10 protein-coding genes and 1 pseudogene are annotated in these 23,871 nt (G+C 39.8%); 7 read left to right on the forward strand and 4 right to left on the reverse strand.

What is annotated here, in order from left to right:
* Positions 1-297: 297 nt before the first annotated feature.
* Positions 298-5,742, reverse strand: a complete 5,445-nt coding sequence (locus HXT47_RS03070; RefSeq protein WP_421789340.1) for a hypothetical protein — start codon at positions 5,740-5,742, stop codon at positions 298-300.
* A 353-nt stretch (positions 5,743-6,095) separates the two neighbouring features.
* Positions 6,096-6,542 (reverse strand): hypothetical protein, encoded by a 447-nt coding sequence (locus tag HXT47_RS03075; protein WP_064340707.1) that lies wholly within the window; start codon positions 6,540-6,542, stop codon positions 6,096-6,098.
* A 320-nt stretch (positions 6,543-6,862) separates the two neighbouring features.
* On the opposite strand from HXT47_RS03075, the gene HXT47_RS03080 reads away from it, so the two are divergent.
* The 4 genes from HXT47_RS03080 (at position 6,863) to sstT (ending at position 17,179) form a co-directional block, all read left to right on the forward strand.
* Positions 6,863-7,453: a hypothetical protein gene (locus tag HXT47_RS03080; RefSeq protein ID WP_004107190.1), complete on the forward strand. Its 591-nt coding sequence runs from the start codon at positions 6,863-6,865 to the stop codon at positions 7,451-7,453.
* A 312-nt stretch (positions 7,454-7,765) separates the two neighbouring features.
* The gene (locus tag HXT47_RS03085; RefSeq protein ID WP_421789342.1) at positions 7,766-9,073 is read left to right on the forward strand and encodes an MFS transporter; all 1,308 of its coding nucleotides are present in this window, start codon (positions 7,766-7,768) and stop codon (positions 9,071-9,073) included.
* A 182-nt stretch (positions 9,074-9,255) separates the two neighbouring features.
* Entirely contained in the window at positions 9,256-15,495 is a 6,240-nt protein-coding gene (locus HXT47_RS03090; protein ID WP_421789344.1) for a GA module, read from the forward strand.
* A gap of 427 nt (positions 15,496-15,922) precedes the next feature.
* On the forward strand, positions 15,923-17,179 hold the full coding sequence (sstT, locus tag HXT47_RS03095; protein ID WP_174191535.1) for a serine/threonine transporter SstT: 1,257 nt from the start codon (positions 15,923-15,925) through the stop codon (positions 17,177-17,179).
* A 168-nt stretch (positions 17,180-17,347) separates the two neighbouring features.
* Here the strand turns inward: sstT and epsC are convergent, their stop codons facing one another.
* Together epsC and cysK are read right to left on the reverse strand one after the other, a co-directional pair.
* On the reverse strand, positions 17,348-18,187 hold the full coding sequence (gene epsC, locus HXT47_RS03100) for a serine O-acetyltransferase EpsC (protein WP_004119974.1): 840 nt from the start codon (positions 18,185-18,187) through the stop codon (positions 17,348-17,350).
* 117 nt (positions 18,188-18,304) lie between these two features.
* A pseudogene (gene cysK / locus HXT47_RS03105) lies at positions 18,305-19,236 on the reverse strand (cysteine synthase A).
* Between the two features lie 941 nt (positions 19,237-20,177).
* Here cysK and HXT47_RS03110 point away from each other — a divergent pair.
* The 3 genes from HXT47_RS03110 (at position 20,178) to HXT47_RS03120 (ending at position 23,604) form a co-directional block, all read left to right on the forward strand.
* Positions 20,178-21,752, forward strand: a complete 1,575-nt coding sequence (locus tag HXT47_RS03110; RefSeq protein WP_421789346.1) for an InlB B-repeat-containing protein — start codon at positions 20,178-20,180, stop codon at positions 21,750-21,752.
* Positions 21,753-22,242: 490 nt separating this feature from the next.
* A complete protein-coding gene (locus HXT47_RS03115; protein WP_004119964.1) occupies positions 22,243-22,665 on the forward strand; it encodes a GNAT family N-acetyltransferase in 423 nt (140 codons plus the stop codon).
* A 129-nt stretch (positions 22,666-22,794) separates the two neighbouring features.
* The gene (locus HXT47_RS03120) at positions 22,795-23,604 is read left to right on the forward strand and encodes a nucleoside phosphorylase (RefSeq protein ID WP_112928592.1); all 810 of its coding nucleotides are present in this window, start codon (positions 22,795-22,797) and stop codon (positions 23,602-23,604) included.
* Positions 23,605-23,871: the final 267 nt, after the last annotated feature.

Consider the following 23,871-nt stretch of genomic DNA (forward strand, 5'->3'; position numbering starts at 1 on the left):
TCGTTAAAAAGTGCACACACTTTGCACCCATCTGTTTATGTGCGGAAATGTTGTTTAAGAACAATTTTTATATTGCAATTCTGTCAAAATTGTTTTTATTGATTTTATTATCGCTTATTTGAATATATTCAAAGATGGTTCTTCTTAAATAAGATATGTTTTGAATCACAATACAAGAGTTTATATGTGTAAGTGAGCAGCGATATAGAAAAAGGAGCTGGGTTTGTGGCTCAGCTCCTTTTTCTAATTATTTTCAATTATTAGTTTACTTTTGTTTAATTTTGTAGGTGAACTTTTTTACTCGCGATTCTTCTTGCGAGAGAAGAATGCTGCTGCAGCTCCCAGTACACCAATCATTGCGCTGATCAATCCTACTCGTTCCACTTCAGTACCAGTCTTTACTAATTGGGACGAATGCTTTGCAGGAACCTTGTTGCCGGACTTAGTAGATGCGTTGGAACCTGAAGCGCCAGTGGATGTATTACCAGCTTTGCCGTTGCCAGCATTACCGGTTTCAGCGTTACCAGCGTTGTTAGCATTATCAGTGCTACTTGATTCATTGGTGCTATTTTGAGCGCCGGAATCTGTAGAGCTGCTACCACCAGTAGTAGATCCGCTATCTGAACCGCCATTATTAGACGTGGAATCGTTACCTGAATCAGAACCAGAACCGGAATCAGAACCAGAATTTCCGTTGTTGTTTCCGGCTTTACCAGTGGCTTCGTCGGAAGTGTTGTTACCCTTCTTATCTTTAGCTTTTACATCACTATTGTCTTTGATTTTGTTTGCTGGAATAGTGACTTTACCAGTGGTTTCGTCAACGGTTACGCCTTCTGGAGTGTTTCCATCAATCTTCCACTTGCCGTCATTGCCTTTCTTGACAGTGATGGTCTTCTCGTTGGTTTCACCTTCTGGCGTATAAGTGATTTCCAGAGTATCAGTACCGGCTGCTGGTGTGATCGTGGCTGAGCCTTGATCTTTTCCGCTTGTTGGGACAGTGACGGTTGGAGCAGCTGGTTTAGTTTCTGGAGTAGTTGGGTTGTTTCCGGCTTTACCAGTGGCTTCGTCGGAAGTGTTGTTACCCTTCTTATCTTTAGCTTTTACATCACTATTGTCTTTGATTTTGTTTGCTGGAATAGTGACTTTACCAGTGGTTTCGTCAACGGTTACGCCTTCTGGAGTGTTTCCATCAATCTTCCACTTGCCGTCATTGCCTTTCTTGACAGTGATGGTCTTCTCGTTGGTTTCACCTTCTGGCGTATAAGTGATTTCCAGAGTATCAGTACCGGCTGCTGGTGTGATCGTGGCTGAGCCTTGATCTTTTCCGCTTGTTGGGACAGTGACGGTTGGAGCAGCTGGTTTAGTTTCTGGAGTAGTTGGGTTGTTTCCGGCTTTACCAGTGGCTTCGTCGGAAGTGTTGTTACCCTTCTTATCTTTAGCTTTTACATCACTATTGTCTTTGATTTTGTTTGCTGGAATAGTGACTTTACCAGTGGTTTCGTCAACGGTTACGCCTTCTGGAGTGTTTCCATCAATCTTCCACTTGCCGTCATTGCCTTTCTTGACAGTGATGGTCTTCTCGTTGGTTTCACCTTCTGGCGTATAAGTGATTTCCAGAGTATCAGTACCGGCTGCTGGTGTGATCGTGGCTGAGCCTTGATCTTTTCCGCTTGTTGGGACAGTGACGGTTGGAGCAGCTGGTTTAGTTTCTGGAGTAGTTGGGTTGTTTCCGGCTTTACCAGTGGCTTCGTCGGAAGTGTTGTTACCCTTCTTATCTTTAGCTTTTACATCACTATTGTCTTTGATTTTGTTTGCTGGAATAGTGACTTTACCAGTGGTTTCGTCAACGGTTACGCCTTCTGGAGTGTTTCCATCAATCTTCCACTTGCCGTCATTGCCTTTCTTGACAGTGATGGTCTTCTCGTTGGTTTCACCTTCTGGCGTATAAGTGATTTCCAGAGTATCAGTACCGGCTGCTGGTGTGATCGTGGCTGAGCCTTGATCTTTTCCGCTTGTTGGGACAGTGACGGTTGGAGCAGCTGGTTTAGTTTCTGGAGTAGTTGGGTTGTTTCCGGCTTTACCAGTGGCTTCGTCGGAAGTGTTGTTACCCTTCTTATCTTTAGCTTTTACATCACTATTGTCTTTGATTTTGTTTGCTGGAATAGTGACTTTACCAGTGGTTTCGTCAACGGTTACGCCTTCTGGAGTGTTTCCATCAATCTTCCACTTGCCGTCATTGCCTTTCTTGACAGTGATGGTCTTCTCGTTGGTTTCACCTTCTGGCGTATAAGTGATTTCCAGAGTATCAGTACCGGCTGCTGGTGTGATCGTGGCTGAGCCTTGATCTTTTCCGCTTGTTGGGACAGTGACGGTTGGAGCAGCTGGTTTAGTTTCTGGAGTAGTTGGGTTGTTTCCGGCTTTACCAGTGGCTTCGTCGGAAGTGTTGTTACCCTTCTTATCTTTAGCTTTTACATCACTATTGTCTTTGATTTTGTTTGCTGGAATAGTGACTTTACCAGTGGTTTCGTCAACGGTTACGCCTTCTGGAGTGTTTCCATCAATCTTCCACTTGCCGTCATTGCCTTTCTTGACAGTGATGGTCTTCTCGTTGGTTTCACCTTCTGGCGTATAAGTGATTTCCAGAGTATCAGTACCGGCTGCTGGTGTGATCGTGGCTGAGCCTTGATCTTTTCCGCTTGTTGGGACAGTGACGGTTGGAGCAGCTGGTTTAGTTTCTGGAGTAGTTGGGTTGTTTCCGGCTTTACCAGTGGCTTCGTCGGAAGTGTTGTTACCCTTCTTATCTTTAGCTTTTACATCACTATTGTCTTTGATTTTGTTTGCTGGAATAGTGACTTTACCAGTGGTTTCGTCAACGGTTACGCCTTCTGGAGTGTTTCCATCAATCTTCCACTTGCCGTCATTGCCTTTCTTGACAGTGATGGTCTTCTCGTTGGTTTCACCTTCTGGCGTATAAGTGATTTCCAGAGTATCAGTACCGGCTGCTGGTGTGATCGTGGCTGAGCCTTGATCTTTTCCGCTTGTTGGGACAGTGACGGTTGGAGCAGCTGGTTTAGTTTCTGGAGTAGTTGGGTTGTTTCCGGCTTTACCAGTGGCTTCGTCGGAAGTGTTGTTACCCTTCTTATCTTTAGCTTTTACATCACTATTGTCTTTGATTTTGTTTGCTGGAATAGTGACTTTACCAGTGGTTTCGTCAACGGTTACGCCTTCTGGAGTGTTTCCATCAATCTTCCACTTGCCGTCATTGCCTTTCTTGACAGTGATGGTCTTCTCGTTGGTTTCACCTTCTGGCGTATAAGTGATTTCCAGAGTATCAGTACCGGCTGCTGGTGTTACGTCAACGGAACCATTGTCTTGAGGTTTGACGGTTGGAACAGCTGGTTTCACGGTTATGGTTAGCTTTGCGGTGCCGGTTTTTCCTGCCGAGTCTTTTACCGTGAAGGTTATAGTATGTGTGCCAACTTCCTTCGGTTGCATATTCTTAACTGTAAGATCAAAATCCTTTTCTTTATCAGTATTAGTTGTTTGACTTGATTTTATTCGAGATGAGAGTTCGTTAAGTTCAAGACCTAAACCTTGCATCAAAGCTTGTGCATTAGGTACTTCTTCAACCTTCACATCATCTTTAGCAACAATGTGAATCTTCAGATCTTGCCCAACTGCTACAGACAATGAATCGGCAGTAGCAGTAATTGTTGGGTTTTGAGTATCCTTAGGCGCAGTAGCTTGTTTTTTCTCACTTTTTTCTGAAGTTAGTTCAAATCCTTGAATTGTTACTTTAGGAGTCTGTTCATCAGGCTTCTTTACAGTCGTTGTTGCATATACGTCGCCCGCAGGAATTTCACCATCAACAGTAATCTCCGCTTTACCATTCTTAATTGTTGTAGTAGAGCCGATTTCCTTGTTATCTTTATCAAACAGTTTAACTGTTGTAGTAGTGCCCTCAGGAATGCCGCTTCCAACAGATACTGTTACTTTCTGCCCTTTCTTTCCAGCAAGATTAGTCAGATCAGTGTCGATAACTGGCTTCTGTGGTTTAACATTGATGGTTACTTTTGTTATACTCGTGGAATTATCGGAGTATGTTCCCTTAATACTAGAGGTAAATACGCCAACTGTCTTAGTGTTTGGAGCAGTGCCGTTCCACTTTAAGGATGGCTTCTCTTTAAGCTTGCCTCCGTCTGTAATGTCGACAAGTTTGTCGATTTCTGTCAATTGCGGTAATGTTCCACCAACGGTAGTATCAATGGTTTTACCGGTAAGAGGATGTTCTTTAGCAAGTTTTGTCTTTTTAGCAACTTTGACTTTAATCTTGCGCGTTGTGACGTTGCCAGAGCCATCCTCGGAAGTAATAATTACTTCCTTGCCACTCATTTTTTTAGTAACAGTGATGCTGTCTGATGAAAGCGGATTACTTTTGCTTCCAGCGCCTTGCTTGGTTATAGGAGTGTCCGTTAAACCAGAAATGCTAAACTTCTCAATATAACCCTTGTCATCGGTGGTAGTGAAGCTTAGTTTATCGCCTTCCTTGAGTTCAATGGTCTGGTTGTCAGTTATTTCAGTGCCATTGTAATAAATTTTTGGCGCTGTGCTGTCGGTTTTATTGCGCTTTAACTTATCATCTTTGTCTTCATCATTGTCTGGATCTCTACCAGAAATAACCGTGTATGCAGAACTTGTAGTTGCTCCCCAAGAACCGCTGTTTGCCCATGTCCATGCGTTTTGAATGTTTGCATACTTGTCGTTATAATTGTCTGCGTTTTTATTAATGGCTCCTGGACGAAGCTTTAATTCTGCATGCATATGATACGCAACATTGTCATACGGTTTAGCAACTGTTATACCCAAACCGTAATTTTTGTTATACTGCGAACCATTATAAAAAGCATACGTTGCTTGATCTCCAGCCATTCGACTAATAAGAGATTCATTTCCGTTTCCATGGAAGATTTGATCTAAATCGTCATAAAGTTTATTACCAGGATTAAGTCCTATACCTACCTGATAAAGAGCATAACCATCTTTGCCAAAATGCTGATCAGTTTGTCTCATGTTAGGTACAGAGAATGATAGGGAATTATCTTTCTCAAAAGCTTCTGGATCTTGCGACAGAATGTGACCTTTGGTTTTCGGTCTGTACGCATCGTATCTAAGATTAGTGACTGTATCAGATTTATATAGTCCATTTTGATCCAAGTCTGCAATTGCATATGGTACCTGCCATAAGTACCATTGCTTGTTAGATTTAGATACCATTGACTCAGCATTGTTGTTGAAGAAAACATCGAAAACAAGATAGTCAGAGTTGCCACGTGTTTCCACATGCGCATACATAGCTGTTTTATCATTAACGGTTTTCCAAGAAGAATCAGATCCTTCCTCGTCTGATTTTATTTCTGTTGCATTGCTGTTTCTACCGCGTAATCTTCTGAATTCAAGAATATTTGGATACTGCAACCAAGGTTCCTTGTCGCCTAGTGGAACATATTCACGATCTTGATACACAGAACCTGTGCTATTCGTAAGCTTTTTAGCTGTTGAAGTGTACGTTGGTGTAGGAATTGTGGTTGTTGGAACAGCCATGGCAGGTTGTCCGCCTAAGCAGGTTGCTGCTGTCAACAAAGCAGCCATTGTTGCTAACGGAAGTGTGTGTACTTTGTGTGCAGAACGCTTTCTAGAAGATTTTGATGATGATGTATGTTTTGAAGGATTAGCGGTAGTCATAACAATCTCCTTAATTTTCCCTAATCTTTAATGAATTTTTAAATAAATAGAACGAATTCTATGACAAATCTCTCCAATGCCAGTAATAAAACTCTCTATTTAAATGGGTCTATTTAAAATTCTATCATTTTTTGTTATTTTTCATGATATTTTTCAGTTTTAAATTAGTTTAGACTGTAAAATTTCCTACGGGGGGGGGGGTGCTCTAAAAGAAAATTTTTTGCTAAATGTTATAACAACATATATTTTTTCGAAAATTTCTTATTATTTTCGTAATCTGTAATACGTCTTATGGTGTGTCGCAAATTTGTGATTGGGTAATCGCTGAACAAATGTTGTAGTTCATTACCTCACTATAATTTTGATACTAAATTGTTTAGTACTTTGTCGAATTCAGACATTCTGTTTTCTTGATTAAAGAATGGAAGACCTATAATCTTGTATCCTCTTCCTAGAATATCGTTAATCTTGTAGTTGTTTTTAATCTGCCCTAAGAATTTTTCTTTCCACTCATCTTCAAATAAAAGTTGACTACCTTTAGGCTCAACATATGCTTGATATGTTTTAACATCCTCATACTCTTTCTCACGAATAAAGAGCAAGAAATCAGGCTCAAAACGTTCACCTGAATCAAATGAATAAATGGCAAGCTCAGGGATTCTCTCATTCCTAATAAGATAGTATTCAAGTCCTTTTGCTTTAAGCTTCGGCTCCGTAAAAGACGAAAGAATGTGAGCATTTGGAATGTTGAAAATCCAGCCTAGGGGTGCTTCTAAGATGTTTTTATGCTCAAAAATCAAGTTATCAAGCCAATCTTAAACCTTTTAACGATAGCCTTTCTATCGTTAAAAAGTGCACTTATTTTGCCTATGCATCTGTTTATGTATGGAAATAAGATCCTGTGGATTATCGGATGATTTTTAGCTACAATTATTTTGTAGATTGCATATATGCATTCTTTGTCCATAATTTACATCCCGTCAGTTTTATTAGACTCAAAGATGATTTGTACTACGAGATGAATGAATATTGGGCAGATGATAGTGAATAACAGAGTGAAGATTGAACATGATAATCGTAGCTGCAATTAGGTAAAGATTAAGTTGTAGAGGAGGCATAAATGAAGCATATCAAGCATTATGCTTTTTTGACTGTGGTAGTTTGCATTATGTCACTTATTTCAGGTTGTAAGAATCAAAATAGTTTTAGCGATAATAATAGAGAAGTAAAAACAGAAAATAAAAAGTCTGCAAGGAATGAAAAACACTCAGAAAATAATGAAGATGTTGACTGGAAAGAGGTAAGTAAAAATGGTGTTGATGAAACTTTGCTCATAAAAAACATAGATGAAAAGGTTCTCACATATGTGGCTAAACAATTACAAAATCTATGCGATGAGATTGGTGAAAAGGGGATCAAAGATAAATACCATTGGCTGACAGGACAATGGTATAACGATGTAATATATTCTAAACAATACAAGAGTGTTGTGTCGTTGGGTAAAAAAGCAATGAAACCATTGTTCCTAATAATATATAAAAGCAAAGAGGCTGGAATGTATGAATGGGTTTGTAGTAAAGCTTTAGATGAAATATCTGGTTTTGATTTCTCGGGATTAAACAATGGCGTAGGCTGGAGTAATTCTAAAGAATTTTTAAAGGCATTTACCGATAAAATTATTGAACAAAAAATTAGCAAACAAAAAAATTAACAACTCTCTGTTTACAATTGTCTTGGACGCCTACTAGACAAGGTGAGACTGAGTATTATCAAGTCTCTTATTTGTGATTGCTAGTGGAGAAACTTGTAGTAGTTTTAGGATGGTTTCTCAGGGCTTTAGATGCAAATTTTGCTTTTTTTTTAAACGAGAGTATAGTGTTATCAAATTTGTCAAATAAGCTATTGGATTTGTGTAGTTTGTAGTGAATTATTTAAGTTGGATAGCAATTTGCAAGTAATCATGCGAGTAGTTATGTAAGTTTGCATTATTTTGAAAAAGTTTTTTAGGGGAGAGTTAGTTGCTGTGAAGACGATTTTTAGCAAAGATAATATTTTTATTCGTATGAGATCTATTAGTCCGGCATTGCGATGGGCGCTTGTTGGCTTTTGTTTTTCTATGCTCGGCAATCAGGCGTATGAAGGCTCGGTTTTGCCTTCGATTATTATTGTTGGCTTGCCGGCTTGGGTGATTGGTTTTCGTAAGACTTTTATGACGGTTGCCGATTTTCTTTCGCCATGCTCTGGTTGGATTGTTGATAAGCTTGGCGGTTTTCGCGCTCTTGCTATGACTGAAGGCGTAGAAGGCGTGCTCAGTTTGCTGCCGCTTCTTATGCTTGGCTCTCCAGCTTGGAAGTGGTCGCTTGTAGCTCTTTCTTGCGCATTGTTGATTACCGGGCAAGTGATTGATATCGCTAGCGAAGTTTTCGAGGTTGATGCTGCCGGCGGCAATGACGGCATGATTGTAAACTACAGCGGCATTGTAAGCGTTTTGGCGAGTGTTACAGGAACCTTGCTCGGCTCTCCGCTTGGATCTTGGATTGCAAGCTGGTCAATTCCTGCGGTTTTGATTTTCTCGTCCGTGACTTCTTTTGCGGCTTGTGCTACGCGATTTATTATGAAACAAGATATTTCGCAAGCGTCTTGCGTAGAAGAGGAAGCGTCGCAAGATGTAGAGAATGAATCGCAAGAAAATCAAGAAAAGCAAACGGAACTGGAAAATAAAGCAGATTCCAAATCTGCAGATAATCAATCTACTATTAAGAAATCTGCGAATCCATCGCTCAAGAGTAAAATCATGCTTCTTGCCGGATCTCTTTTGGTTGCTTTTATTCCTGCATGCTCTGTTTCTTATATTCTTCTTGGTCTTGGTAAGCAATATGGCTCTAAATCCTTAACAATACTGTATATTTTCAGTGGCGTAGGAAGCGTGCTTGCGTCCGTTTTATATGCGCATTCGTCTCAAAAACTCGGTTTAAGAAAAATAGCGGTTTTAGGAATTGTTGTGAGCTTGCTTGCTTATTGCTTTATGTTTAGTAGTCTTTTGCCAATAATGTGGGTTGCATTCTTCCTTGAATCGATTGGTGGAATGTTGTTGGTGGAGCCGATTATTGTTGCGCGTCAGATTCTGTTCAAAGGAAGTGCGCTCGCTAAGTTTTCTGGTTGGGCGCGCCTTGCGTTTGCGATTGGTGCTACTACTGGATCTTGGATTGGATTTGCATTCTCGTCTACGTTCCAATGGCATCTGTTGCCTATACTTGCGCTGATTTTTACTGCCGGTTTGCTGGCTGTTTTACCACAGTTGCCAAATACCAGCTATGCGGCGCTCGCATGATTATTTGTAATATTTAATATTGAATATAGTTGTGACCTTAATCACATGGTAGTTTTTGCCTATATTACTTGAATTATTACGCGGGGGGGGTATCCTTTGCTCTGTTAACAAGCTCTTTTACAAGATGTGAGTTTATGTCTGCAGAGCGAGTTGAAGAGAAAATATACAAGTGAGGACTGCTAATGGTTAAGAAAACACAAGCTGCTAAAAACGCTTTACATGTGTCTAAGAATTACGCGTATTTGAAGCCGAGTACACTTCGTTCAATGGCGAAAGAGATAAGTGGAACTCGTTTAGAAGCATGTAAGTCGTATGCGGTTTCACGTTTACCGAAAATTGCTGTGACTGCAACATTGGCAAGCTTGCTTGCTTGTGGTGCTGGTTTGCCAACTCATCAAGCTTGGGCTAATGGTTTTAATCTTCCTGATGGTAGCTATAGGTATGCGAATCGCGATTCTTCTACGCAAGTACAGAAATACGTGGATATTAGCGCAGTTCCTTGTGATAAGAATAAGGAAACTGATAAAGACAAGGCTGATAGGGCAACATTCGGTCAGTACTATAAGGTTGAGTACCAGTTTAATTCTCATGCTGAATGGTGGGGTGGTCGACCATTCTGGTGGGCGAGTGTGCCTAAGGGTGTTGAGATTGTAAACGGTAAAGTTACTTTGTACAAAGATGAACAGTTGACTGGTGGTTCTGTTTCTCAACAGGCAGGTGCAACATATACAAAGGATGCTTGGAATCAGTCTGTAAGCCGTTTCTGGTTTGATAATAATAAAGAGCAAGGTGCTGAATTTAAGAGTAACTGGGAAAGAATGACCGGTGAAGCCGGTGGCTATGACAAATCTGGTAATACTCTCGGTACTTCTAGGGAATATAAGGACGCTACTAGTGCCTTGATTATTAACTGGGAGAGTAGAGGCAATAGAAAGTCTAAGATTAGCTTTGTTATTCAGTTGAAAGATAAAACGAAGCCTTTGAAATTTGCTGCAGGTGTGTACCAGGTGATGGGCAACTGGCATTACACTGCTGGTAAGGTTGCGCTTGCGCCGACGTTGCCAAGATACTCACAAGAGTTGGAACTTACTTATCCTACTACTAAAGTAGAGGTTGATTCTTCGAAATATGGCAAGAACCTCACACAAGACGAAAAGAATAATGTTCTTACAAAGCTGTGGGAAGCTAATAAGAGTAATGTCGATGTGCTGAAAAAGCTTAACGGTATGCCGGAAGCTCCTACGAAAGAGGCTTTCAAGAAGGCTGTAAAAGTCAATAACGATGGTAGCGCAACGGTAACATACAAAGATAACTCTACGGATACTATTTCTAAGGAGAATCTGACTAAGCGTTATATTCCTTTTGCTGATAAGGTGAAAATTAACTATCCTACCAATTTAACTCCTGTTAAAAATACTTCTCAATTAAGCAAGGAAGAGAAACAAGCTGTAAAGAATGCTATTTTAGCAGCTAATACTGGTAAGCATATTAAAGATTTGACTGTTGATGCTAGTGGCAATGCGACTATTACTTTCACTGATAAGATTGGCACTCCTTCAACTAAAAAGCTTGAAGGCAAGTATCTTGTAAAGAAGCAGCGTTCACTTGCGGATAAGTTTACGCCATACTATCCAGTTCCAATGGCAGTTGGAAATCCACAAGGGTTGACTGTGAATGAGCAGGCGGAACTTGTGAAGAAAGTTTATGAAGCAAATAAAAATAAAGCTGACTTCATAGATGCAATTGGTAAGCCTAACAATCTAGAAGAAGCTAAGAAATCTATTACAGTAGATAATAAAGGCAACGTAACCATCACTTATAAAGATAATACTGCTGATTTTCCATCTACTGATAAGCTCGATGGCAGCAAGCTGGTGTATCAAGCGAAGAAGCTTAATGAGACCACTTACATTACGCTTCCAGCTCGTACAGCTGTAAAAGATGCTAAGGCAATTCAAGCCAATGAACAGTCAACTATTAGGCAAGCCATCTTAACAGCCAATAGTGGTCTTCAAAGCAAACTAAAAGGCAGTAATGAAAATAGTGCTATCACATTTGATAATGATAAGCATACTATGACTGTTAAGTTTAATGATGATTCAACTTCTACCTTCGACTATTCTGAGTTGGTATATACCAAAGGTAATCCAGAAAAGCCAACGCTTAAAACTGGTGTAAGTAAGAGTGGATATAAATATAACATCACAAAAATTGCTATTAATGATAAGGATAAACCGCAGGATGCTGATTGGAATAATTTTGCCCGTAGGTTTATTCAAGATAACTGGCAAGCAAAATCAGGACAAACTGCAATAACAGATACCTTTATTAACAGTCAAAGTGATCTCTTGCCTATGTTTAGCTCTCCTGATCCTACATCTACAGGTGGTATGAAACTTTATGCTTACAAAGATAAGTGGGACGTTAAAAATGGTTCAGGTCTTACTCTGTCTAATGGTCGTAGTGGTGATGGAATACTCTCTATTTATCATGGTGACAATGGAATTGAAGTGAAGAAACTTAGTGGCTGGAATCCTGGGACAGTGTTTACTCTTACTAAGGACGACTGCTTTGTATCTAATGCTGCTGCTCCTAATCCTGAAGAGCTTAAAAAGGAAGCTGAGAATCTTATTGACAAGATTCTTCAGAAGCATGGCTTGAGTAAGGATGAGATTGATAAGTTCAAGAAAGATCATCAGAACGATATTAACAAGATCACTAAGCCAGAAGATGTAGACAAGATTATTAAGTCTGCTGATGAGCATGGTAAAGATGAGAAGAAAAAGAAAGATGCTCAGAAGCAGATTGAGAATGCTACTAGTGGCTTAGATGAGAAAACTAAAAAAGAGCTTGAAAAGAAGATTGGTAATGAGACTGATCCTGAAAAGATCCGTAAGGCAATAAACGAGTTCCAAAAGGATCAGGATCAAAAGAAACAGGAAGAGCATAATAAGCAGCAGCAACAAGCTGATCAGCAGGCTGAGCAAGAAAAGCAACAGCAGCAGCAGAAAGATGATGCGAAGGTTGATACTGATATACAAACTCAGAATCAGCAAGAGCAGCAAGACACAGGCAAGGCTGAAGAAGCTAAGAAGAAAGCTGAGCTTGAGAAGCAAAAGCAGGCTGCTATTGATGAAATTAGCAAGAATGACAAACTTAAGCCTGGGGACAAAGAGCAGTTTATTAAGCAAGTTAATGATGCTCAGGATACTAATGGTGTAAATAAAGCCAAGAATGATGCTACGTTAAAAGGCAATCAGAATCAGACTGCTGCTGATAGCAGTAATAACGATGGTCTTGATGCTGCTAAGCAAACTGCTAAGGATACTATCGGTAAGCTTACGAACCTTACTTCAGAGCAAAAGCAGAAGTATCAGGGTGAAATTGATAGCGCTAAAGATCTTGATAAAGTTGCAGAGATTCTCAACAATGCTGAGTTTGAGGATGCTAAAGCTGCAGCTAAGAAGAAGATTGCTGAGCTGAAGAAGAATGGTAGTCTTACTGAAGATGAAGCTAATGGTTTAACCGGTCGCATTGACAATGCTAAGGATTTGCGAGAAGTTGAAGGTATTCTTGAGGAAGCTGAGCTAAAGAAAGCTAAAAAGGATGCTAAATCTGAAGTAGATAAGCTCACCAATCTTAACAAAGCTCAGAAGGATGCGCTTAAAGCAGAGATTGATGATATTGAAACTGACCCGACCAATGAGAATATGAAGACTATTGAGAAGGTCAAGACCGCTATCACTGCTGTTGTTACTAAGGCTAAAGAGCTTGACGGCAAGATGAAGTCGCTCAAGGATCTTGTGACTCTTGTTAATGGCCAGAAGTCTACTCTTACAGCAAAGCCTGATTATAAAGATAATAAGAAGACTGCTTTTGATAGTGCGTTCACGAATGCATCTACTCTTGTTGATGCAACTAAGGGTATGAATGCTGATGGTGCCAAGGTTGATGAGATTAAGAAGGCATTAGAAAAGGCTGTTCAGGATCTCGGTGGCAAAACTGTTGATAAGTCTGCGCTGCAAACACTTATTAACAATGATGCTGATTTCAAGAAGACGATTGCTTATATTAATGCAGATCAGACTAAGAAAATTACTTACAATGAAGCTATTGCTGATGGTAATGCAGTGCTTACTGATACTAATGCAACTGCTGAGAAAGTAGCTCAAGCTGTTGATGCTATCAATTCTGCTAAAGCTGCTCTTGATGGCAAAGTCAATATAACTGGACTTGAGCAGAAAGTTGCTGAGGCTAAGAAGCTGAAGAAGTCGACTAACCCTCAATCTGCTGGCGATGCTAAGTATGAGAATGCTTCTGAAGCAAAGAAGCAAGCTGTTGATTCTGCTTTGCAACAGGCTGATTCTGCTCTTGCTGATGCTAAATCTACAGCAACTCAAAAACCTGGTGAGGCTGCTAAGACTCCTGAGCAGAAGCAGAAAGCTGTTAATGATGCATTAACTGCGCTTACTAAGGCTGTTAACGAACTTGACGGTAATGACAAGACTCAATTGGTAGCAAAACTCTCAGAAGCAAAAGGTAAGAAGAGTGATATTTCTTATAAGAATGCTTCTGCTGAGAAGCAATCTGCTCTTGACAATGCTATAGCTTCTGCAGAAGGCATTGTAAAGAAAGCGGGTGCAACAGCAGATGAGATTACTCGCGCTATCACTGCTCTTAAGAATGCTGTTACTGGTTTAGATGGTCATGATGCTTCTGGTTTGCAGGCGGCTGTGACTGCTGCTGAGTCGAAGAAGAAGACTGTTGCTTACACGAATGCTTCTGATACTAAGAAGACTGCGTTTGATCAGGCTTTGCAAACTGCTCAGACTATTCTTGCTAAGAAGGGTGCAACAGAGAAAGAAATTTCTGATGCTGCTACTGCTCTTAAGAATGCTTCTAATGCTCTTAATGGAACTGTAGATACGTCTAAGTTGCAGGCTGAAATTAACAAAGCTGATTCTTTGAAGAAGTCCGTACAGTATACGAATGCTGTTCAGGATAAGAAATCTGAGTATGATACTGCTCTTACGAATGCTGAGTCTGCTCTTGCTGATGCGAAGAATGCTCAATCAATGAATAATCCTGAGCAGAAGCAGCAAGCTGTTAATGATGCGCTACAGCAACTTCAAACCGCAGCTGCTGCACTAAATGGTGTTGATATTGCTGATTTGCAAGCTGAGATTGCTCTTGAGAATAGTGTGAAAGAATCTGTAAAATACGCGTATGATACTGCTGAAAAGCAGCAAACATATAATAAGGCTTTGCAAGATGCGAAGGAGCTTATATCTAAGCTAGCTGATCCTGCTGGTAAGGGCGTGGAAGTTGCTGCTAAGTCTCAAGCAGATCGTCAAGCTCTTGTTAATACTGCGTTAAAGAATCTTAAGAATGCTAAAGATGCTTTGAATGGTGTTAATAAGACGGTATTGCAAGCTGAAGTTGATGATGATTCTCACTTTAGCAAGTCATTTGCCTACTTGCTTGGTGAAGCTCCTGATTTGGATGTATATAAGAAGGCGTTGGCTGAAGCTAAACGTGTGCTTGCTGATCCTAATGCTACCCAGGCTCAAGTTGATGCTGCGTTGAAGGATCTTCAGACTGCAAAGAACAGTATTGCGAATAAGTATAACGGTGCTGGAACCGGCAATATTGGTTCTGGTTCTGGAACAGGCAATGCCGGAACAGGTAATGCCGGAACAGGTAATGCCGGAACAGGTAATGCTGGAACTGGTAATGCTGGAACCGGCAATACAGGAACTGGTGATACTGGTTCTGGTTCTGAAGCTGGTCATGGTGTGAATGATAATGCGCCTACTACTGTGGATAAGGGTGAGTTGAATGTTCAGATTCAGGGTGCTGAGTCTGATTTGCAGCCTGGAAATGCTGGTAACGGTAACGCTGGTGCTGGTGCTAATACTGGTAATGCTGCCAACGTAGCTGGTAAAGCTGGTGCTGGCGTAAACTCGGGTAATGCAGGTAACGCTGCTAACACCAATGCTGCCAACGCTAACGCTAATAATGCTAATGGCGTAAATTCTGCTGTTGTGAATGCTGCTGTTGAGAATAATCCGGCTGTGAAGCAGGCGGATGCTCAAGTTGCTAAGGCTCAGGCTGCTCTTGATGCTGCTTTGGCTGAGGCTAAGAAGGTTGCTGCTGATCCTAACGCTACTCAGGCTCAGGTTGATGCTGCGGTTCAGAATCTTTCTGCTGCTCGTAAGGCTTTGGCTGCTGCTAAGGCTCATGCGGCTGATGTTCGTGCTTCTGTGCGTGCTCAGGTGTTGAAGAGTGGTAGTGTTGCTCAGCTTAGTAAGACTGGTAGTGACGTGTCTGTGTTTGGCTTGTTTGCTGCAACTCTTAGTGCTGCTGGTGCTGCGCTTTTCTCGGCTAAGCGTCGTGGTACTTCTCGTCATAGTAATAAGTAGGATATTTGCTAGCTGGTCTGGTTATTGCAGATCAGCTAGTTTTAGAGCTGCTTAATGTTTGCTTAATTGTATTCAGTAAGTTTGCTGAGTATTGGGTTAATTAGCATAATGAAGTTAATGTAAAATGTGCCTCACTTTGCGTCTTTCTTTACTACGCAAAGTGAGGAATTTTGCTATTTTAGTTTGCGATTACACGGGAAGTTATTGTTGCTTACTATATTTTAAGAGTTATCTTGCTTACAAAGCACTTATTGAAGCGTTTAGTCACTGAGTTGCTAAGTTATTGAAATATCGAAACATTAAAGCTTAACGATTTGCATATATATGCATCCTTATGTATAATCTTTAAAAAATAAAATCTTGCAAGTGCTAATACACGTAAAAGAGTATAAAACATTCTGCACAAATTACTATACAGGAGACTCTCATGCACAAGATTGTTCAAAAATGGAATAACATTGACCTTATTTTACGCATTGTAATTGGTCTTTTTCTCGGTGCTGCGCTTGGTATTTTTGTGCCAGCTCACGTCTATGTGCTAGATCTTATGGGAAAACTTTTCGTCAGTGCGCTTAAATCTGTTGCGCCAATTTTAGTATTTTGCCTAGTTATTGGTGCGCTTGCGCAAGCAAAAAGTGTTGGCAATATGAAATTGGTAATAGGGCTGTACGCGCTATCTACGTTTACTGCAAGCCTTGTAGCCGTATGTGCTGCTATGATTTTCCCTGTTGATTTTACTTTTGCTCATGTTGCAGCAGCCTCTTCGCCGTCTCCTCAAGGAATTGGTGAGGTGCTTAATTCACTTGTGCTAAATATTGTTGTTAATCCTGTAGACGCTCTCGTTAAAGGTAACTTTATTGGTATCCTCTTCTGGGCGATTGCTTTCGGCGTTGCTCTGCGATTAGCCGAGCCTTCTACAAAAGCATTTTTCGATAACGTTTCATCTGCTATTGGAAAAATTGTCCACTGGATTATTAACGCAGCACCTTTTGGCATTATGGGTCTTGTTTATACAACAGTTGCAAGTAACGGTCTTCGTATTTTTAGCGAGTATGGTTTCGTTATTGCTTTGTTAGTAGGCACTATGGCTGTTACTGCTTTGATTATTAATCCTATTTTGGTTTTCGTACTTACGCGTAAGAATCCGTATCCTCTTGTTTTTAGGACTTTGCGTGATTCTGGTGTTACAGCGTTCTTCATGCGTTCTTCTGCTGCGAACATTCCTGTGAATATGAATTTGTGCGAAAAGCTTGGATTTAACAAAGACAATTACTCTGTTTCAATACCGCTTGGTTCAACTATTAATATGAGCGGAGCTGCTATAACTATTTCTATCATGTCTTTGTGCGCTGCTCACACGCTTGGTATTCGCGTTGATATTCCAACGGCTGTGATTCTTTCTGTGCTTTCTGCAGTTTCTGCTGCAGGCGCATCTGGTGTAGCTGGTGGTTCGCTTTTGCTTATACCTCTTGCATGCTCGTCGTTTGGTATTTCAAACGATATCGCTATGCAAGTAGTTGCTATTGGTCTTATTATTGGTGTTATTCAGGATTCTTGCGAAACCGCACTTAACTCTTCCACAGATGTTCTCTTTACTGCGGTTGGTGAATATCGTATGTGGCAGCGTGCAGGTATTAAGTTTAAAATGGGCAGGGATCACGAGACTGTGCAACTTAAAAAGTAGCTGTTCTAGCTGTTGCTAGTTTTTGCTAAGTATTCTTGCTAGTGCGCGTTCTTACGTTTTTACGTTTTATGAGCGTGCACTTTTATTATATTTGGATGTTTATTGTAAATGAATCTAACGGATGTTCAAATAAAATAGTAGAAGTGGAATCAGTATTTTTAGCGCGCATTAGACTTTAGGGAAGTGGTAGGTTGTGTTTGCAGGAATGCTGCGGTTGATCCACGCGTTTGCTGCGATTATACTTCCGCTTCCTATTGTGGTTTCTCCGCCTAAGATTGTTGCGTTTGCGTAAATTACAACATTATTCCCAATATTTGGATGTCGCTTTCCACCTTTTATAGGATTTCCGTTCTCGTCTAGCGCAAAACTTTTTGCACCCAGCGTTACTCCTTGATAAAGCTTAACATGTTCGCCGATTACAGTTGTTTCGCCGATTACAATGCCAGTTCCGTGATCAATGCAAAAATATGCACCAATTTTTGCTCCTGGATGAATGTCAATTCCGGTTTTTCTATGAGCATATTCGCTCATAAGTCTAGGAATTAGTGGCACGTTAAGCTCGTAGAGTGCGTGAGCTGTGCGGTGAATAAGCATTGCGTAAAAACCTGGGTATGCGAGCGTGACTTCTACTTTGCTTGTGCAAGCAGGATCGCCTTCATATATTGCTTGAATATCTGTTAAAAGTAACTTTTTAATTGCAGGAAGTTTATGTATGAATTGATTGCAAGTTTCTTGAATTTTAATTGAGTTGCTTGTATAGGATTGAAGTTCGTGGAATATAATGCGTTCTATAGTGTCTAACGCGTTTGAAGTAACGGTATTCAAAGTAGCATTGAGTTGCGCAGTATCGTTACTTACATTGCGTGCATGCAACTCAGGCAAAAGTAACACCTGAGTTGCATGTATGAGCGCAATAATATTGTGATAGTTAGGTATGAATGTAGCTTGCCTTATGTCAGAATCATGAATTGAGTTGAGTTTGTTTATAAGGTCAAGATGCTCATTCATACATTAATCTCCAGTATTTTTTTGTTTTCTTTATTTTCTCGTTTTAATTACTAATTAATATTTGCACATATTATTTAATCAAAACTTGCGTGTTTATAGTAGTGCTACTAAATACAGTTAGTTTTCAAATAATGCAGTAGACAAGTATCTATCACCTGAATCTGGAAGTATTGCAACGATGGTTTTGCTTGCATTTTCTTCTCTTTTTGCTTCTTGGATTGCTGTCCAAACTGCAGCTCCAGACGAAATGCCTACGAGCACGCCTTCTTTTTGCTTATAAGCTTGCCGCTTTCAATTGCGTTTTCATTTGTTACATGAACAATACGATCGTAAATGTTTTGGTTGAGCACATCTGGCACGAATCCTGCACCGATTCCTTGAATCTTGTGCGCTCCTGGCTTGCCGCCTGCGAGCACAGGGGAGTCGGCTGGTTCTACTGCAATTACTTCAAGCTGCGGATTTTGCTCTTTTAAATATGTTCCTGTACCAGTAATTGTGCCGCCTGTTCCAACACCAGCAATGAGCATATCTACGTTTCCATCAGTGTCTTGCCAAATTTCTGGGCCGGTTGTGTTGTAGTGCGCGTGCACATTTGCTTGATTGGTAAACTGTCCTGGAGTCCACGCGTTTGGAGTGTTTTCAACGATTTCTTTCGCTTTTGCAATAGCGCCTTTCATTCCTTCTGTAGCAGGTGTGAGCACGAGTTCTGCCCCGTATGCTTTCATAAGTTTTCGGCGTTCAATAGACATGCTTTCTGGCATTACAATAATGCTTTTGTATCCTTTTGTTTGTGTAATCATTGCAAGACCAATGCCAGTGTTTCCAGAAGTTGGCTCAACAATTACTGAGCCTGGCTTAATTGTGCCTGTGGTTTCTGCTTCTTCAATCATCTGCTTTGCGATGCGGTCTTTTACGGAACCTGCTGGGTTGAAGTATTCGAGTTTTACGAGGATTTTTGCTGCTAGATTGTACTCTTTTTCAATGTGAGTAAGCTCCAGAAGTGGAGTGTGACCTACGAGTTCTTGCACGGACTTGTAGATGTTAGACATAATATTTCCCCTTACTTGTTTGTCTTGTTTAATTTAATTTGTTTAATTTTGTTTATTTTTAATTTTTAAAAAATAATTTTTTATTAATAAAGAGACTGTTGTTTATTAGTTGTTTCTAAAAATGCCATTTATCTGTTTAATATCTAATCCGTATTAAATTGTTATCTTTTCAACGTTTTATATTCGAATTTTGGCATAAAAAAAGAAACAGCGCGCTGTTTCTTAAATCGTAATTTGCTGTGTTCTAACGTAAATGCTTTTAACACAGGCTAGATGTTATGCACAGTTAGTGCTTGAAAACATCATTTCGATTAAGAAATGCGCAACAGCATACGTTACAACAACAATTTGTCATCATATTTGTATGATACATGTGCACTCCTTTACTCGTCGAAATGGTGATAAGTGGAAACTATAGCGAATGGATTTGCGTTTGTCAAACTTAATTTAAGTTCGCTAATCTTAATTTGTGCTTTATGATCCTATTTTATGTTTGCCAAACTTAATTTTAAGAAATTATATGTTACTTTCATGTATCTTCGTTATTGCTGCTTTTGAGAGTTGGTTGTTTAGCAGATTTGATAGTTTATTTGTGAGTTATCTTATACTGGAATTTGCTAAGTTTGTTTGTTATAATTGGCATGTTAGTTCGGTGACGGAAGTTGACAAACTGAGATCATGAAAAATATAATCCTCGACAGACAGACAGACAGACAGACAGACAGACAGACAGACAGACAGACAGACAGCGTGATGCTGTCTTTTTCGTAACATAATTTTTATCGTCTCACCACTCTATACATTGTTTATTTTGTATTGAAATAGGTTAGTGGTTCTGCATATTTACACGCATTTTTGGTTTTGCGTTTGCGCTATATAAATTTTCGAAATTTAATAAAAATTATTGTTACGATAATAGTTAGTTTGGCTGGAAATAAAAAATGAATAATAAAATAATAAAAAAAGTTATTAGTCTAGCAGTTGCTTTTGTAGCTACGATTGGACTTTTTGCTGGAACAGTGACAGCTCAGGCTGCTGGAGTGAATAATGCGAATAAGCAGCCGCTTCACATATCTATGAATTATGCAGAAACATTAGGAAAAGGTCATACAACACCTGGAGCACTTGGACAGCTTAGCTCTGACATGGAACGTATGTGGAAAGAACTTCCTATAACAGTTATCGATGGGCAAGGGCATGAACTTGAAGTTAAGAAAGAATTAAATGGTCACTGTGAACGTACTGTTGGCAATTTTGCAAACGGCGAAAAAGTAACAATTAAAGTTGATACTTCAAAGCTTCCTGATGACTATCATCTTTCCTGGGAGTCTGATTACACGTATCCTAAACCAATTAAAAATTATTCTCAGTTCCAAGTAGTTGTTGATAGTAGTATGCCTGTACGTATTTCTTTAGCTAAAATGAAGGTGAAATTTGACCTACAGGGAGGCAATATCAATGGTAATACCAAGAGTATTGTGAAATTTGTCAATAAGAATAACGGTGTTGATTTCCCATCTGATCCAACAAAAGATGATTTGGTGTTTGGCGGCTGGTTTACCGAGTTACCTAATACTGAATCTTATAAGAAACTTGGGATTGTAGGCAAACGCTACTACTGGAATAGCAAATCGCTGTTTTCTGATTATAGTTGCGACTGGATGAGTTATAACGACACTAATACAGACCCATTGTATGACGGCGTATTTTTACTTCGCGCACAGTGGAATGCGAAAGTTTCGTTTAATGCTAATGGTGGCACTTTTATTGACGGTAAAACTGAGAAAAGTGGTGCAATACGGCAAGGTAAGAGTATTAAAATGTTAGCTGCTCCTACGCGCGAAGATTATCAGTTCTTAAACTGGGTGGATGCTGCTGGTAAAACCTACAAGCCTGGTGAAGAATATACTTTGAATGCTAATACTGTGTTTACTGCCAAGTGGAAGCAGATTCGAAGCACGGTTACATTTAAGGATGGCGATAAGACTCAAACGGTAAAGGTGGAAACTGGTAAGGCTATTGATATGGATGTGTTAAAAGATCAGTCAATGCCTAAGAATCCAACTAAAGATGGCTACACGTTTAAAGAGTGGAATACTAAGGCGGATGGTAAAGGTACTGCGTTTACTGGTAAAACCATAGTAAATAGTGATACGACTGTATATGCCATCTTTACGAAGAATCTGAAACCAGCACCTACTCCAGATCCAATTTTGCCTGCACCTTTTGAGCCTGAATCAGGGATGGAGAATCCATTGTCAGTTCCTGAATCTCAAACTCCGGAGACTAAACAAGAGCTATCTCATGCGCCTAAGTCGGAGCATGAACATAATACAGCGCATGAATATGTGAAATCTCCTGTTGTTGAGCATAAGACTGAAAAGCATGTTCCAGATATGCCTAAAACTGGTGAGTCAGCTTCAGTTGTTGCGTTGATTTCTGCTTTAGGTTTTGCTATTGCTGGTTTCGCTGTTGTGCGATTGAGGAGAGTGTTTGAAGCAAAATCCGTAAGATAACTAGTGTTTACTTGCGTAAGTTGAAGTTTTACGCGCTTTTATAAGGCTTCGTAAAGTCTTATAAAGTAAATGAGGCGGCCTTGACTAGTTGATAGTTAAGGCCGTTTTGTTTACTGACACTTGTTTTTGTTTACTTATATAGCTGATAAGTAAACAAATTCGGGGAAGTGCTCTTGTTTTTATTTACTTGTGTACCCTCTAAATAAACAAATTCGGTGAGAAGCTCGCTAGTTAGATCTCTTACGAAACTCACGTTGGAGGTTCACAGTACTTCCAATCCAAGTGAGTTTTTGTATTGAAGGGAATTGAAATCCCAATGATTTCAATCTCGGTCAAAGCGCTATAGTAGTACACGAATGCACGGGTTGTCTTTGGTGCATTAAAGTCCTATGTTAAAAGAAGAGATAGGTGACTTGATATACTGAGCGATTACGCTAGAAAATTTAGGGTTTCAACGTTGATTGCACAGTATTCGGGGGTGTTATTGTCAATGAATTTAGCAGATGTTCAAATAAAAGAGTATGAAAAGTATAATAGCAAAGATATTTTAAGGTTGTATGATTCCGTTGGTTGGTCTGCGTACACAGATGATTTAGTTGCTTTGGAAAATGGTTTTAACAATTCGCTCAAGGTTTTAGCTGCATATAAAAGTGATGAGCTAGTTGGCATTGTTAGAGCTGTTGGCGACGGATATACGGTTGTTCTTATCCAGGATATCCTTGTTTTGCCTAAGCATCAAAGGCAGGGGATAGGGTCTGCTTTGTTAAAGGCGATTGTGGATTGTTATCCTAATGTTCGTCAAATTCAATTGACTACGGATTGTACTGAAAAAACTATTGCTTTTTATAAGTCAGCTGGCTTTATTGAGTTAGCAGAAATCGATTGCTGCGGTTTTATAAAAGACAGGACATGATGCAGAAAATATGATTCTCTAGTGGCCATTAAGTGCGAATTTGCAGCAATTGACCATTTTGTGATCTTTGCGTATTAATGTGTGTATTTGTATATAGGATTGAATGGTTTGTAAGATGGAGTTGATTATATGACAGAATATAATTTACCAATTTTAGAGTATGATTCCGATAAAAGTGCAGTTTTAATGCCAAAACACGATAATATTTCTGTTCAGCTTCCATCTAAAGCGGTTTTTGCTTTCTTAGGCGATGAAATTGATCAGTATGCTTTAAGTAGGAAAGCTATAATTGTAGCAAATTTTGAATCTGCAACTAAAAAATATCCGATATATGTTTTGGAAGAAAAAGTAGGAGATACAGTAAGAGAAAATACAAACAGCGCAGTAGAAGAAGAAACGCAAAAAATCTGCTTAGTACAGGCCCCGGTTGGCGCTCCGGCCGCTGTTCAGATCTTAGATTGGTTGATTTCTTACGGTGTTAGTGAAGTTGTTAGTGCTGGTTCTTGCGGATCGCTAGTTGATTATGCGGAAAACGTTTTTCTGGTTCCGTATAAAGCTTTAAGGGATGAGGGGACTTCTTATCATTATTTGCCTCCAAGTCGTTATGTTGATGTTTCAGAGCGTTCGAGGCATGCTATTTTGCAAACTTTGCAGGCGCATAATTTGCCTTATCATGAAGTTAAGACGTGGACTACGGATGGATTTTTCCGTGAAACTAAGACGAAAGTTGCTAACCGTAAGCAGGAGGGATGCGCGGTTGTTGAAATGGAGTGTTCTGCTTTAGCAGCTTGTGCGCAAATGCGCGAGATTGTTTGGGGTGAGATTCTTTATACTGCAGATACTTTGCATGATGTTGAAAATTATGATGAGCGCAATTGGGGTGGGGATTCTAAAGCGTATGCTCTTGAGCTTTGTATTGAAGCAGTGTTGCGCATTTGACACGTTTACGCTGATATCACGTATAAAACCATCGTTCTAATTTGATTTTTTTTTAACTCTATGCTTATTATTTCTAACAAGCATTACATGTAAGTGTGTTTAACCATTTATAGGTGTTGTCAAGTAGATAAGCATGAACAATCAGGATAAGTATGATAGTGTAGCTTTCAACGTTTTGTAGCGGGCGAATCGGCAAAACAGAAGCGAAAATGCTAGCTACGAAAATGCTATTAGATAGGAAATAGTAGAAATATCGAAAATAGCTAT

The sequence above is a fragment of the Gardnerella sp. DNF01205 genome (assembly GCF_049244135.1).
Taxonomy (GTDB): Bacteria; Actinomycetota; Actinomycetes; order Actinomycetales; family Bifidobacteriaceae; genus Bifidobacterium; species Bifidobacterium leopoldii.